This window comes from Paenibacillus sp. DMB5 (genome assembly GCF_001517085.1).
Taxonomy (GTDB): Bacteria; Bacillota; Bacilli; order Paenibacillales; family Paenibacillaceae; genus Paenibacillus_AQ.
Window position 1 is genome coordinate 51,534 of record NZ_LRAC01000126.1, and the last position, 15,099, is coordinate 66,632.

General features: G+C 50.4%; 12 protein-coding genes. 10 read left to right on the forward strand and 2 right to left on the reverse strand.

Annotated elements, in window-relative coordinates; genetic code table 11:
• Nucleotides 1-12: 12 nt before the first annotated feature.
• The 4 genes from AWJ19_RS17125 to AWJ19_RS17140 all read left to right on the forward strand — a co-directional run bounded on the left by AWJ19_RS17125 (nucleotide 13) and on the right by AWJ19_RS17140 (nucleotide 4,706).
• Nucleotides 13-840 (forward strand): carbohydrate ABC transporter permease, encoded by an 828-nt coding sequence (locus AWJ19_RS17125; protein WP_241781785.1) that lies wholly within the window; start codon nucleotides 13-15, stop codon nucleotides 838-840.
• A gap of 81 nt (nucleotides 841-921) precedes the next feature.
• Entirely contained in the window at nucleotides 922-2,232 is a 1,311-nt protein-coding gene (locus AWJ19_RS17130) for an ABC transporter substrate-binding protein (RefSeq protein ID WP_068725542.1), read from the forward strand.
• A 444-nt stretch (nucleotides 2,233-2,676) separates the two neighbouring features.
• Nucleotides 2,677-3,561 (forward strand): hypothetical protein, encoded by an 885-nt coding sequence (locus AWJ19_RS17135; RefSeq protein ID WP_068725544.1) that lies wholly within the window; start codon nucleotides 2,677-2,679, stop codon nucleotides 3,559-3,561.
• A gap of 77 nt (nucleotides 3,562-3,638) precedes the next feature.
• A complete protein-coding gene (locus tag AWJ19_RS17140) occupies nucleotides 3,639-4,706 on the forward strand; it encodes a hypothetical protein (protein ID WP_241781786.1) in 1,068 nt (355 codons plus the stop codon).
• Nucleotides 4,707-4,772: 66 nt separating this feature from the next.
• On the opposite strand, the gene AWJ19_RS17145 is transcribed toward AWJ19_RS17140, so the two are convergent.
• Complete coding sequence (locus AWJ19_RS17145; protein WP_068725548.1) at nucleotides 4,773-7,361, reverse strand: glycosyl hydrolase; 2,589 nt, start codon at nucleotides 7,359-7,361, stop codon at nucleotides 4,773-4,775.
• Between the two features lie 454 nt (nucleotides 7,362-7,815).
• On the opposite strand from AWJ19_RS17145, the gene AWJ19_RS35915 reads away from it, so the two are divergent.
• Both AWJ19_RS35915 and AWJ19_RS17155 read left to right on the forward strand, forming a co-directional pair.
• Entirely contained in the window at nucleotides 7,816-8,256 is a 441-nt protein-coding gene (locus tag AWJ19_RS35915) for an SHOCT domain-containing protein (RefSeq protein WP_068725549.1), read from the forward strand.
• Nucleotides 8,257-8,498: 242 nt separating this feature from the next.
• On the forward strand, nucleotides 8,499-8,957 hold the full coding sequence (locus tag AWJ19_RS17155) for an OsmC family protein (protein ID WP_068725551.1): 459 nt from the start codon (nucleotides 8,499-8,501) through the stop codon (nucleotides 8,955-8,957).
• Between the two features lie 329 nt (nucleotides 8,958-9,286).
• Here AWJ19_RS17155 and AWJ19_RS17160 read toward each other — a convergent pair whose 3' ends face one another.
• A complete protein-coding gene (locus tag AWJ19_RS17160; protein WP_068725553.1) occupies nucleotides 9,287-10,120 on the reverse strand; it encodes a MurR/RpiR family transcriptional regulator in 834 nt (277 codons plus the stop codon).
• A 180-nt stretch (nucleotides 10,121-10,300) separates the two neighbouring features.
• On the opposite strand from AWJ19_RS17160, the gene AWJ19_RS17165 reads away from it, so the two are divergent.
• From AWJ19_RS17165 to AWJ19_RS17180, 4 genes are read left to right on the forward strand one after another with little or no spacing between them, the layout of a single operon-like run.
• Nucleotides 10,301-11,185, forward strand: a complete 885-nt coding sequence (locus AWJ19_RS17165; RefSeq protein ID WP_068725554.1) for a cell division protein FtsQ — start codon at nucleotides 10,301-10,303, stop codon at nucleotides 11,183-11,185.
• Entirely contained in the window at nucleotides 11,178-12,995 is a 1,818-nt protein-coding gene (locus AWJ19_RS17170; RefSeq protein WP_068725556.1) for an ATP-binding cassette domain-containing protein, read from the forward strand. The genes AWJ19_RS17165 and AWJ19_RS17170 overlap by 8 nt, the downstream gene beginning before the upstream one ends.
• Nucleotides 12,979-13,815, forward strand: coding sequence for an energy-coupling factor transporter transmembrane component T (locus AWJ19_RS17175; protein ID WP_128083628.1), 837 nt, complete (start codon nucleotides 12,979-12,981; stop codon nucleotides 13,813-13,815). The genes AWJ19_RS17170 and AWJ19_RS17175 overlap by 17 nt, the downstream gene beginning before the upstream one ends.
• Before the next feature lie 42 nt (nucleotides 13,816-13,857).
• Nucleotides 13,858-14,652 (forward strand): PHP domain-containing protein, encoded by a 795-nt coding sequence (locus tag AWJ19_RS17180; protein WP_068725558.1) that lies wholly within the window; start codon nucleotides 13,858-13,860, stop codon nucleotides 14,650-14,652.
• Nucleotides 14,653-15,099: the final 447 nt, after the last annotated feature.

Below are 15,099 nucleotides of genomic sequence, written 5' to 3' on the forward strand. Positions count from 1 at the left end.
AGGAGCAGACTTGTGAAAACATTGATAAGAGCGCCCAGGCTGGTGCTGCGAATTCTCATCTCGGTGCTGCTGATCGTCATCTTCCTGACGCCGTTCTACTGGATGATCCTGACCGCCTTCAAAACACTGGGCGAAGTCCTGGCGATGCCGCCGAAATTTTGGGTCCAGTCGCTGCAGTGGCAGAACTTTAAGGATGCTTTTACCCGGATAGATTTCCTGCATTATACGCGGAACTCCCTGATTATTACGCTGGGAACGCTGATTGGTCAGGTGCTGGTGGTTGTTCCGGCGGCTTATGCGTTTGCGAGATATGATTTTAAGGGCAAAAACTGGCTGTTCGGGACTGTGCTGGCAACGATGATGATCCCCGGACAGCTGATCTTTCTGCCGATCTTCGTTATGTTCGCGAAGTCCGGGCTGTTGAACACCTATGTGTCGCTGATTATCCCTTTTATGGCCAGCGGTACAGCCATCTTCATGCTGCGGCAGACGTTCATGCAGGTTCCTGATTCCCAGCTCGAAGCGGCACGGCTCGATAATGCCGGAGAATTCAAAATCATCTACACGATCATGATGCCTGCCGCGATTCCAACCCTGTCCACGCTTGCGCTGCTGACGTTTATCGGGACGTGGAACAGTTACTTTTTTCCGCTGGTGTGGACGACGACAGATGCTGTCCGGACGTTGCCGCTCGGGATTCAGAGGCTGCAGGATATTGAGGGCTTAAGCCCGCAGATTGTGATGGCCGGTAATATGATGCTGATTGTGCCGATCCTGATTGTATTTGTGGTGGCGCGCAAGCAGATTATCAAGGCGTTTACTTACATGGGAGTGAAGTAGCGGCAGCGTCCGCAGGCTCCCGTGCTGATCCATAGCTTCAGCAGTACACATTAGAGAAGGTTCTAGGAGGAGAAGTGGACAATGAGTATGTGGAAAAAGAAAGTTCTGCCCCTGATGATGACAGTTCCTGTAACAATGGGGTTAGCTGGTTGTGCACAGACAGATGCTGAAGTATCGGCTGCACCGTATGAGAAAGGGGATCAGACTATCGAGCTGCAGTTCTGGACCTCCGCTGTCGAAGAGGTGAATCAGGCGCTGGTGGACCAGTTCAATGAAACCAAGGGTGCCGAGCTGAACATCCATGTTAATGCCGAGTATCAGGGCGACTACTGGGAGATGCAGCAGAAGGTGAATGCCGCGGCCATTGCCGGTACGCTCCCGAATGTGTTTGTGGATGAAGTGGCGATGACCAAGGGTTTTGCCGACAATGATATTATTGTGAATTTGGAGCCTTATATTAAGGCTACGGACTTTGACCGGTCTGATTTTCAGATCGGAGATCTAGGCAACCTGTACGTGGGTGAGGACCTATACGCTTTCCCTCATATGAGAAGTGTGCCGGTGATGTATGTGAACAAGACGCTGGCGGCAAAAGCAGGACTTAATGCGAACGGCCCTGCTACCTTTGCCGAGCTTGAAGCTTACCTCCAGGCAGCACATGACGCTACCGGCGAACCGCCGATGTATCTGTTCAACTACGATTTCTGGGTGATGGAGGCGCTGCTGCATTCCTACTCCGGGACTACGGTTGTTAATAAGGAAGAAACAGAATCGAATATCAACAGCGAAGGCGCGGTTAAGCTGATTACCTTCATTGAAGAGCTGGAGTCCAAAGGACTGGTTAAAGTGCTGGGCGTGACCGATTCAGATGCTTTCTATGCCGCGATTGCCAAGCCGAGTACGGCGCTGATCTTTGCCAGTATCGGCGGCTACAAGACGTTCGCAGGTATGGCACAGCAGAACGGGCTTGAGCTGGGCGTGTCCATGATTCCTACAGGAGAAGACGGTAAGCGGGGCGTGCCGGTGGGCGGATCCAATACGTACCTGGCTAACACCAGATCGGATCAGGAAAAAGCGGCTGCCTTCGAATTCATGAAATGGCTGTCCGATACGGAGCAGGCTGCTTACGCTTCTGCCAACACCGGCTATCTGCCAACCCGGCTGACTTCACTCGACACGGACCTGATGAAGGAGACCATTGCGGCATTCCCCGGCTACCAGGTAGCTTCTGATCAGCTCGAATTCAGCAAAATGCGTCCAATGACCGGCGCATACCACGAGATCGAGGACCTGATGGGCGGCAGGATCAACGAAATCTGGCTGGAGAACCTGAACATTCAGGAGAGCCTGGATAAGCTGGCTGAGGAAGTGAATGTGATTTTGAATAGGTAGATCGTGTGGGGATTTTAGGATGAATAATAAGAGGGAAAAGCTTCTGCTGATTTTTGGCGGGGGCTTTTTTGTAAGTATATGCCTATTAGACACAGGGAAGCGTACGGTTAAGACAGCAGAATTGGATATATAAGAGATTAGGGACGGTCATAAAAATGTACTTGCATCAAAAAAATTTATCATATGTCACTTAAAGGAGCACAGTAAATATGGCGAGGTATTAATACTATTTTTATTGTTTGTAAAGAATAAAAACTAAAAAATATATATAATGGGAAAAAGTAATATATTTGTAACATTATTTTACAACAAAATACTATATACTACCATTATTAGACATTAGAGGGGGTGTTTATACTTCATTCGTCATAGCAGATTTTAGAGTTGAACGTATGTATTACTATTTGCGGTTGGTTAATTACCAATACCAAGGAGGAGATTAGAATGAAAGCAGGAAAAAGTATGAAGTACATTACTGTTGGCCTATCAGCGTTCATTTTACTATCATCTAATGTTGTAACGGTGAATGCCACTGAAATTTTTACCTCAGGTGTGCCAAAAATTGATTTGGAGACAATAAAATTTCAAATCCCAACTTCTTTAGAACCTGGAGCAATATTGACCTATGATGTTGAGCAAGAGCCTACTATAACATATGATACAAGTGCAGTAGATCATGCTACTATTAAAAGTAAACCAAATCTTTTACAAGCAGAAGTTCCTGATATAGAAGGAAGAGCAGCTGAAGATGAGTTTTTCAAAACAGTGGCGGAATCTGTTAAGAATCTGCCAGTGACTGACCTAGGGTATGATCTTCCTGAACCATCCCCAGGAACTGTAGTTATTTATGGATCTGATGGACATATCAACCGTATTTATCAGGATGAGAATATTGGTTCGAAACAAGCTATTGTAGCAGCTGACATCCCAACGTCGACAGTTCCTTATCCAGGACGATTACCAGCTGGGACATACACATACGGTTCAGGACAAAAAGTAATTATTTCAGCAGGTGCAGTAACCGGCGAAGGAAGATTTACTGTTTTTCGTGCTGGTGTAGGGGGATCTGGGACAGTGGGATCAAGTAACAAAATATTGGGAGCAGGAGATGTAGCAACCAAACGGCAGATTGATAATGCTGTCCATGGAACCCCAATCACTGCTAGAGCACTGGATACTAATATTGTTAAAACGGTATATAAAAACGATATAGGCTCACTTCCTGATGCTGTACTTGACAACTATTTCTGGGGTTGGAATAATGTTCAGTTTGGTTATACTTACAGTGATACCCTATCATTTTCAGGTAGATATTATTATCAGTTTTAAAATGTCTGGACTATGCCTATGGTTTTGTCCCATAGGCATAGTTAGTAGTAAAAACGGTTATGAAGGAGGAAGACAATTTGAAAATAGGAGTAAAGCTTTTATTTTGTTTGATATGGATATCAATGCTACTCATTTCTTGCGAGTCCAAGGAAGCTTCAGTAACAGTTACTAGCACACCGGGTTCCAGCCCACAGGTTGAATCCACGACAGCGCCCCATATAGCAGATTACATAACAATGACATATTCACAGTACGCCACAACGGATGATAACGGAGCCATCAAGACTCAAATTTTAAGCTATGAGCCGGATACTAAAGAAATGAAAAAGGTATTTGAATTTGACTACACAGCTCAATATCCGTTGGGCTTTTATGATAAGTCTAATGAAAGAGTGTATTACACCCAAAGGGTAGATACTGAAAAAGATTACGGTGACCAGATATTTGTCAGAGATTTAGCGGAGGGAGCAAGCATTCAATTAACGGAAAGCTTATTTGCAGTTAACTACATGATTCCTTCGGGAAACCAGCTGTTCTTTGTGGCTAATGTGAAAGGGGAGCAGGCTATCCGATTAGGAGCTATTGATCTTAATACCAATGCGATGACGCTTTGGGGTGATGAGGATATGCTTGTAGAGGCAATAACCCTGGATCATACGAATCAGAAAATCTATGTCTCTGCCTACTCGTTAGAACAAAGAAATTATAGTCAGACCCATCAAGATGGACCAGCAGGTCAGAACAATTTTAAAATGCCAGCTTATACGGTTTATGAAACAGATTATGACCTGAAAGAGAAAACTAAGCTGTTTAGTAAAAATTACTGGATTCGTATGCTAATGAATACTGATGGGCATGTTTATGCGTTTTGTGACAAGGAGTACAATAAGGGCCAAGACCCTTCTACAGTTGTTGATTATGACATTGCTATGAAAACAACGAATGAGACCAAGTGGGGGACGGCAAGGCTGCAAAGAGGGGAAGCCAATTACTCAAGTGACGGAAATAAAATATATGCGATAGCGATTGTTAAAAACAAGCGTGGTTTACATGAATATAATGTGCAAAATAATACTTTTACTGCACTATTTACGCCTGAGGACGGTTTTATTAATAACATCCAGGTTGTGAGGGGAAATCACTAATACTTTTTTTAGTACAAAATAAAAAGTGGACCAGGGCAAATCCCCTGATCCACTTTTTTTGTCTGCCTAAGGCTCAATCCCCCACACCAGCTGGCCGCTCACATAACCGGTGACTTTATCATGGTTGGCGAACTGGGTGCCGGAGGCCTTGAAGGAGTAATCGTCAGCCTGATTGTAATTGGACCAGTCGGTTTTGGAGAAGCGGGTCTGGATTTCTGCGCTCTGGCCGGGATTCAGTGTTCCCGCTGCACTCGTAAAGCCAATCTCCAGAGCATAATCCGCTCCGGCAACCGGGGTTGCCAGCTTCACAAAAGTGGCGGTGACATTTGCGCTTCCGACACTGGCCCAATCGCTCCAGAAGCTCTGTGCTTTGTCCCCGTCGATGGTGTAGTAATACCGGAGCTTGACGTCACTAAGCTGGATCGCGGAAGTTCCGTTGTTGATTACTTTGAATTTTGGCGAAATGCCGTTGCTGGAGGCACTGGTGTTGCCGTTGAAGGCCTGGATCGTCAGGTTTCCTGACGGTAGGGTAACACTGCTGTCCGTCACATTTACGGTAAGAACGGCATTATTCCCCGCGTTAAAATGAAAGGTTATCACATGCTGGCCGACCGGCAGTGTGGCAAGATACGATTTTTTCAGAACAACAGCAGTGCTTGTTGCCGTATAATCCTGGCCGGAGGCAAGCGCAGCAGTTCCTTTGGTCACACTTGTCAGCTGGTGCCCGTTCAAGGTAAGGGCTACGGAGACATCCTGCTGCAGAGCGGCTGCTTTGTCAAAGGCTGCGGTTACCGGCGAAATTGAAGCGTCCTGGCCCGGACCCGGTGTTGTATCAATGATTTTCACCTTCAGGACAGGGTCTTGTCCCTGATTAAAGTCCAGCACAATTGAATGCTCGCCAACCGGCAGCTGGGCCAGGTACGCTTTTTTCAGAGTCAGCGTATTTCCGTTCAAGGTGTAATCCTGCGTTGCAGTCAAGGCGGCAGTGCCTACCCGGAGAGCGGTAAGCGTATTGCCGTTAGGATTCACGGTTATGGCTTTGTCACTCTGATTAGGCGTGTATTTGTCGAACTCGACGTTTGTCGGTGTGATGGATGCGTTTGGAATGGGATTGTTCACACTCAGGTCAGGCAGCTCGTCCAGTGTAATGACATAATTGCTCTGGTAGAGCGTTGTCAGGGTCGCCGGATAATTAAAAGCGGAGCTCATGAGATGCTCGCCGTACCAAGGCAGGAAGTAGAGCCAGCCGGATTTTTCCTCGGTCAGGTTCTTTACGCTCGGGATGGTGTCGTTTTCCGTCATCGCTACCATCTTAGTACCGCCGGTTAAGCCCACCAGCTGATAAAAAATCGAAGTAATCGCATCCTCATTAGGCACGCCGGACAAGCCGTCATAACGGTTGTAGATCGTATTGTATTTATCGTATCCGACCAGATCGACCTGGGTCTTGCCCGGGTACCATGCCGGAGAAGTGCTATATACATAGCTGTTGTAGGTCCAGATCAGGTTGTGCAGGCCGTACGTTTCTGTGAGTCTGGTATAGAGCTGATCCCAAAGCTGCTTGTAGACCCCGGCGCCAGCCGATGCCCACCAGAACCAGGCGCCTTCCCCGTTCAGCCCGCCGTTGCCCTCTGCCTCATGATAAGGACGGAATAGGACTGGAACGTTATTATCCTGCAAAATCAGCAGCTGTTCCGCTAGATCATCGATAGCCGCCATCACGTACTGATATTCCTTGGTGCCGGGAACGACCGCATTGGCTGTATTAAAATTGGTTTCTGTCGGCTTGTAGGTGGCTTTCTTCCAGTCTACGAATTCGCCGGCCTGATAGGTAGTGAAATCACGGGGCACATTGATATGCCAGGAGGCTGTAGCGATCCCCCCGCGGTTATTGACCCAGTCGATCATCCGGCTTGTTGTTCCGTCCTCCCAGCCATACAGCGGATTGTAATTCATAAAATCAAAGCCGCGGATAGCCGGGTATTTGCCGGTCAAATTGTGAATCCAGTCAAACTCAAGCTCGGCATTGCCGTCATTCCCGCCGCCGTAAATCTCCTGCTGGCCGGAGATAATATGATTACCGTAAACCTCTGTTAAATAGTTCATTAGCAGCTGTGTTTCCGGGGTGGCCTGGGGATCGGAGAGGACAGGCTGCACATTCAGAGGATCGAGATCAGCATAATCGACTGTGAAGGTATCGAAATAGGCGAAGCCCCAGCCTGCCTTGATCTGGATGGTGTTGACGCCTTTGTTCAGCTTTTGGAAGCCGAAATCGAAATCCTTCCAGGTGGTTGTGTAGGGCAGCATATACGAGCCTTTGGTAACGCCGTTAACCGTCAAAGACTGCTGTCTGCCGTCAGCGCTGAGCTCCTGCATATACCGTGTACTGATGGAATACATACCGGTTTCCGGGACAGTCACTGAAAAGGTTAGTGTGCCAGAGCTCTGCATCCAGACAAAACCGCTTCCGGAGTAGCCGGGCTTGGGTGTTCCGTAAATCTGCGTAACTACCTGGAGGTCGGAGCTGAGCTGGGCATTTTCGCTTTCAATCGTGTACAGCGGGGCTTCTGCATGAGCGGGGGCAATCCTCACCATTCCAAGCAGCAGAGTAAAGACTAGCATCATTGCGCCTGCTTTTTTGACTAAATCTTTCATCGTCATCTTCCTTTCCATAATGAAATAGGATGAATAACTTATAGTCTACTGATTCATGATGGCGCTTTCATAGTGAATATAGCATATGTAACAATATGTGTATATATGGAGTTGTGAAATATAAAGACAGATTAGGGGACCTTGAGATGCTGTTTTGCATGGTATAATACGGCATAGCGTCTGCTTCATTATTTCAGCTGATAAGGAGAAGCGATGAGAACAATAAGTCACTTGGCTGTCAGACCCGGAACCCGGTTCGAAGAATCCGATCCTGCGCAGGAAGGGAACAAAAATACCAGGTTTGCTGATCTGATTATTGACGGACATTCCCTGTACCAGAGGCTACGTTTGGTACAGCAGGGATTCAGTGATTTTTTTACTGTGAGGATAATTATAGAGAATAAATAGAAAAATATGCTAACATAACATCTATCTTAAAGATGAGGTGGAAAATATGATACACGAAATCAGCGGTGGAACATCATCATTAGAGCTTTATGACGATTATCTGGTAATTAAGCCAAGCAACGTGCAGAAATTGAATGGACACACCCAAACTATTCCATTAGAGCAGGTGGTAACTATCAGCATAGTTAAGCCCTTTTTAAGGGTACCTTACCTGCAGGTCATTACCCCCGGCCTTAAAACCACTAAAAAGGATAATGTAAAAGGGGCTGCCGCAAACGTTGTACTGATTCAGCCAGGTAAAATGAAAACCGCCGTAAAAATCCGTGATTATATAGCAAGCTATAAATCTACCAGAAATAATCGCACAGCATCCCCGGCTCCTACCGGATCGATCGATGATCTGAGACAGCTTGCAGAACTGAGAGATTCAGGTGTCATTACTACACAGGAATTTGAAGCCAAGAAAAAACAGATTCTCGGGCTGTAAGTGCTCTTCTATGAAGCAGGCATCTTTGTGAAAACAAAGGTGTCTTTTTTATATTTTCCTCTTTGCATTGAGAAGATTGTGCCAGTTAAAGCAACAGATTGCATCTTACCGTTTACTGATCGAGTTTGCTTTTCTGTGCTGTTGCGAAATTTTGTTGCGGGCCTCTCTATGATAAGATGGATTGTACCATCAACAATATACATCCCGGTGTGTACCGGAAAGAAACGGGAGGAACGATTGACATGAAACATCCTTTTCATCTAAAAGCGGTATGGAACGGCGGACGTAACAGTGAGGGGCATATTGACGCAGGCGGGCTTAAAACAGTCATTTCGATTCCCCAGGAGATGGGCGGGCCGGGAACGGGGACCAATCCTGACGAGATGCTGCTGGGGGCAGCGGCTACCTGCTATCTGATCACGCTGGCGGCGATGCTGGAGCGTTCCGGTATTACACCTCAGGAGCTGACACTGGAGTCCGAGGCGACTGTGGATGTGACGAACAACGTGTTCACGTACGAACGGATCACGCATAAGCCGCGCATTGTGCTTAGAGCAGATGTGACTGAGGCTGAGCTTGCGAAAACAGATCGGCTGGCTCATAAGGCCGAGCAGTCTTGTATGATTTCGCGGGCCGTGGCGGGAAATGTGACGATAGAGACAGTTCCTGCTATTGTAACGGCGGAGCCGGAAGCGGTGTGATAGGCGCTGAAAGTAAAGCTGACTGAGTAGTTAGCTGGAGCACTTTGTTGAGCTGAATACATTTAAGTGGAATTTCGCCATCTAATTCTCTGATTTGTTCCGCTATCAGTAAACTAATTGGAAAAACGTCACTTATTTTCACCAGAATGGCCTTTCGAGCGGTAAATAGCTTTAGATAGATGCCGTTTTTCCAACTAAATGATGTAAATATCGAAAAGTACTGAAATTATGTGACGAAAATCCAACTAGATTAATGAGATCCTTAAAAAGACGCCTGCACCAGGACAGATAAGTCCTGCGCCAGGCGTCTTTTTGCTATGCACCATTAGTCAGCTCCGCGGCAGCCTGCTCCCATACCTGGACCGCAGCTGCTGGAGCTTGTCGAGCTTCTTCAGGCTGCGGTCCTTGCTCAGCAGGCCGACGCCGAGGATCAGATTCTCGATAATGTAGGTGGGTCCAACCATCGAATGAAACTCCCATACCTCGCCCCGCCCGGCGTACAGCACAATATCAGCATCCTGTGAACGGGGATAGACCAGCCTGTCGGTAATCAGGATAACGAAATAGCCCGCCTCCCGCGCATAGTCGAGGATGACATCCGTTTCGGGCAGCAGCTGTACGAAGCCGAAGACGAGCACGACATCCTTTTTGCCGGCATGCATCAGGGACTCCATCAGCTCATGGCCGCTTGGGGCCATCTTTTTCAGATTCAGCCCGTAGCGGGCCATCCGGTAAGTCATCAGCTCGGCGAGACCGGCACAGGGGCCGGGGCTGTAAATGTAAATATGCCGGGCAGCGGACAGGGCGGCTACAGCACGCTCAAGGTGGGCTTCGTTCAAATAGCGGTTCGTCTCCTGCAGGTGATGTGAGGCCACATCCAGCAGCATTTGCGGGAGGGAGCTGCCGCCGGTCCGCTGCATGGCATCGCGCATTTTTTCGGACGGGGTGGACTCGAAGCGGAAGCGCAGGCTGTTCTTGAAGTCCTTGGCGTGGCGGTAGCCGGCGGCTTTCCAGAAGCGGGAGACCGAGGCAATGCTGACGCCCAGCTCGTCAGCCATTTCCTGCTCGGTCATGTAGAGGACGCGCAGCTCATTCTTTTGAATAAAATCGGCAATCACCCGCTGGTTCGGGGAAAAGGGACGGCGGTTCCAGTCCTTATACATAGGCAGTTGTCCTCCTGGAATGATGATGCTTCTTCACTATAGCCTGCCAGTGTGATGTAAATATTTTTACAGCGTTAAAAAACATGGAAAAAAGATTACACCCTCTTAACAAACGGGAAAAGCTGTGCTGACACGCTCTTTCTATACTTAAGTTAAATTCTTGAAGGGGGCCATTACGAAATGAGTACGTTAAAAACGCGCTACACGCTGACCCAATCCCAGAAAATGATGATCTTCGTGCTGTCCATGTCACTCTACGGCTTGTCCAACATGTTCACAGAGCTTATTCCGAGTGTCCAGCTGGGGCCGATTGAGCTGTCGGTTGAGTATTTCGCCTTCATTCCGCTGACGCTGTGCATGCTGTTTCATCCGCTGTATGCGGCGGTGGGGGCAGCAGTTGGCGAGGTGATCTTCGGTGAGCTGATGCTGGGGCAGTTCGGCGGGCTCGGTGAGCTGGAAAAATTCATTACGTTCTCGCTCGCGATGTATATCGCCGGCCGGATGGTATCTGATCCCAAAAACCGCAGGCAGGTCGGCATCGCGGCGATCAGCGGGGTGGCGATTCACCAGTTCTGCAGCTCGGTTATCGACATTGCCAAGGTATGGGTCGGTGTGGAGGAGCTTGAGGCGGTTCAAGGCTTAGCTGAAAGTATTGTCATCATCGAAAGTGTCGGATTCTTGAATGATGTGCTGTTCTCGGGCATACTGTTCGCTTTGCTGCCGACGATGTACCTGGTACCCCGGCTGTACGGTAAAATCGAACCGCTGCTCGGCATGAAGCCGCGCGAACGGAATATGCAGTATGCTTCCGGCAGCAAATCGTGGCTGTCCCCGAAGCTGCTGGGCGGCGCCATCCTGCTAGCCCTGATTGCGATGGGTGCAGAGCTGCTGTCCGAGTCAGGCTGGAGCATCGGCGAATTCGAGCTGCCGGGGGCAGAATCGAATGAGGGGATGCTGATCTGGATCAGCATGCTGGCAGCTGCAGTAGTTGCGGCTGTGGTACTGGCTGTGATCCTGCGGAACGCTGCGCGCAGGCGCCAGGAAGCAGGGCAGCTGGATGGATAAGCCGCTGCTGGAACTGAGCAATGTATCCTTTACCTATCCCGGCGCGGATCAGCCGGTGCTGCAGGAGGTTTCGTTTACCCTGCAGCGGGGGGATTTCGTGGCGGTCATCGGCAGCAACGGCTCGGGCAAATCGACACTGTGCAAATGCTTCAACGGACTGATTCCGCATTATTATACGGGAGACTTCGAGGGGGAGCTTAAGCTGCTTGGTGAATCTGCGGAAGGGAAGCGGGTCAGCGAGCTGTCCCGGCACATTGGCTATGTGTATCAGGATTTCGAGAACCAGCTGGTCCGGCCGACGGTGCTGGACGATGTATGCTTCACACCGCTGAATTACGGGCTGGCCGATTACCGGGAGCGGGGGCTGCGTGCGCTGGAGCTTACCGGCCTCAGCGGTCTGAGCCGCGAATTCATCTGGCAGCTCAGCGGGGGTCAAAAGCATCTGCTCGCCCTGGCCGGAGCGCTCGCCATGGACCCGAACATCCTGGTCATCGATGAGCCGGTGGCCCAGCTCGATCCGCAGCATGCCCGGCAGATCTATGAGATCCTGCGCCGGCTGAATGAGCACCACGGCAAAACTATTGTGGTGATTGAGCATCACGCGGAGTTCATTGCGGAGTACTGCCGCTCAGTGGTGCTCATGGACGGCGGACGGCTGCGCTGGCAGAAGCCGGTCCGTGAAGCGCTCACCTCAGTGGAGGAGCTGCTGGCCTTAGGGATTTATCCGCCCGATGTCACCCGGGCGGCCTGGCTGCTCCGGCCGGACCGGCAGGCAGCGGGGGATTATCCGCTCAGCTGTGAGGAGGGGCGGACATGGTTTGGGCGGCGGACAGCTGCTGTAAATGCTGCTGATCCTGCTAATGCCGATGCCTGTTCTCTTGCTGCCGCTTCTTCAGATGGTGCTCCGGCGGTTCCGCCTGGCGCCGCAGCGCCTGCGGCAACGGAAGCCGCAGCAATTAAGGCCGCGGCAGAGCCAATCGTCCGGATGGAGCAGATCCGGCTCTCTTACCGGACGATCCACAAGACACTGCAGCCGGTGCTCGGCAGCATCAGTCTGGAGCTGTACGCCGGGGAACGTGTAGCGCTGATCGGCAACAACGGGGCAGGCAAATCATCGCTGATGAAGCTGATTGCCGGCATCACTGTCCCGACAGGCGGTACAGTTCAGGTCAAGGATATTACCGTGAACGGACTGCCGCCGGAGCGGCTGTCGGGTATAGTGTCCTATGTGTTCCAGAACCCTGAGGATATGTTCATCGACGATTCGGTGCGCGGAGAGATTGCGTATTATCTGAAAGCGAGAAAGCTCGCAGATATGGACGAAAGAGTGGAAGAGATGCTGGAGGCCTTCCGCCTGCAGGAGCTGGCTGAGCGGGATGCCCGGCTGCTCAGCGGCGGGCAGCAGCGCCGGGTGTCGCTGGCAGTTGGCGCTGCCGTCCGACCGGCAGTCATGCTGCTGGATGAGCCGACCGCCAATCTCGATATTTCAACGAAGCAGGAGATGACCCGGGTGCTGGAGGCGCTGCGCGGCCATGTCGAGACGGTAGTCATCGCTACGCATGACATGTCTTTGGTGGCCGAGTGGGCCAGCCGGATCATCGTGATGAGCGAGGGCCGGATTATAGCCGATGGCGATAAGGAGGCTATATTTTCGGATGGGCAGCTGCTGCGGCGCGCCGGGCTGGCTGAAACCCAGCTCATGGAAATGAGCCGGTTGCTGAACCTGCCGCAAATCTGCAGCAGCCTGGAAGAATTCACTGCTATGACGGAATGGAGAAAGGGGGAGCTTGTACATGGTGGAAGCCGTTAAACGGGCGCTGGGCAAAATCTCCGTTGAGCACATCAAGCTGGAGCTGCTCGGCACCGCGTATAACAGCAGCAGCACGTTCCTGGGCAGGCTTGACCCGCGGATGCTGCTGATCTGGTACTTATTTTTTGCCATTACGCCGTGGTTCATCTATAACCGCACGATTCTGCTCGGCATGTTTGTCTTTATGGTAGTTACTACGGTGTTGTCCAAAGTCAGTCCGTATATTGTCTTCATCCTTTGTCTCGGTCTGGTCAGCCAGATAGGCTGGATGTTCCTGCTGTCGCTGTTCTTTGGCGGAGGTGCTGAATCGCTGCTGCCGATGCTGACCCTGACGCTCAAGCTGTCGGTCATTTCACTGGCAAGCATCACGGTATTCTCCAGCCTTGACCCGGAGCGTTTGAGTGACGGGCTGTCCGCGCTCGGCGTTCCGGATGCCTTTGCCTTTAGCCTGTCGTATGGCTACCGTATTCTGCCGACGCTGCTGGAGGAGTTCCACCAGATTCTGCTCTCGTTCAGGCTCAGGGGGCAGCGGCCGGCGAAGCACGGGTTTCTCTACCTGCGAACCGCCGCGTATTACCTGCGGATTCTCGTACTGGTCTTCTATCCGCTGATGCTGAACACGGCCAAGCGTTCACGCACCACGGTTGAAGCGCTGGAGACCAGAGGCTATACCTATGCCGTTAATAACCCCAAGGTCAAAAAGCTGCGTCTGTCCTATCTGGCCATGCAGCGCCGGGACTGGCTGTTTGTTGCCTTCTCCGCTGTATATATCAGCCTGCTATTCCCGCTGGGAGCCGCTTTTCCTAATCTGCTATATTAATCTGCTCTATTAACCCAGAAAACTAAGGAGTGTCATCCCTATATGAAAATAGATCTGCATACCCACGGCAAGCTATCGAAGAAATCCGCTTTCTCGGAAGAATACTTCCGTGAAATGGTCACGGAGGCGCTGGCGAACGGCCTGCAGGCGCTGGCACTGACGGAGCACTTCAACACCTCCAATTTCTTCGGAATGTATGAGACGCTGGACCGGATGTACCCGTACAACGGACATTATTACGAGGCTGACGGCCTGCGGATTTTTCCGGGCATGGAGGTCGATATTGCCGAGACCGGCCATATCCTGCTGATCGGACTAAAAGAGGACATCCTGGAAGCACGCTGCGCCCTTGAGGGCAATACGCTTGAAGACTCCTTTATCCCGTTCCGCCAGCTGCTAGATTTGGCCGAAGCACATGGTTTATGGAAAATCGGCGCCCATCCGTTCCGGACCTCAACGCCGCTGCATCATCTGGACCCGCAGCTGCTGGCCCGGCTGGACGCTTTTGACTTCAATGCCAAGGATATTTACATGCAGGGTGAGCAGCCGTACCGGGCACTGATCGAACCGTTTGCAGCGCGCTTAGGTATCCCGGTCATTGCCGGCAGTGACAGCCATCAATGCCTGCAGTACGGCAGCGTTGTGAACCGGCTGGAGGAGGACTGCTTAACCGTTGCGGAGCTTAAGGCAGCTATACAGCAGGGCATGTATACCATTGAAGTGTCCCCGTGCCTGTCCACGAAGGTCAAAGGCTCGGTCATGATGAAGAAGCTGCTCAAGCAAATGGCCGGAGAGGCTCCTTCGCGGGATGAAGCGGCGGCAGAGTATACAGCTTAGACAGGCAGACGGGGCTGCTGATTGAGCAGGAAAATAGAAGGAGATTGCCTAGTATGTTTTTGAATGAACAGTCCCGTGTTTTGGACAACTGATAATTGTACAACTGCTTCATGTGTGTGGCAGAGTCTTTTTTGATAATGCATCGTTTCAGCTTCCAGAAGTCTGTTGTTTATACATTTGCCGTAATGCGGTACGTTAGCTGCACTTTATGCAACTAAAACTGGCGAAATCCCGCATTTGCAGCGTATAACTGCATTCTATACAACTAAAATGGCCTGAATTGTTCAAAAACCGGAATAGGCGGCGTTTTAGTTGTACGGAGTGCAGTTATGTTTATAACTCGGGAAAAAAGCGGCGTTTTAGTTGCACGAAATGCAGTTACATGAACCTTTCCTCCTCGTACTACCAATTATTTAAAAGCGAGCGGTTCATCAAGCATTCAGCATA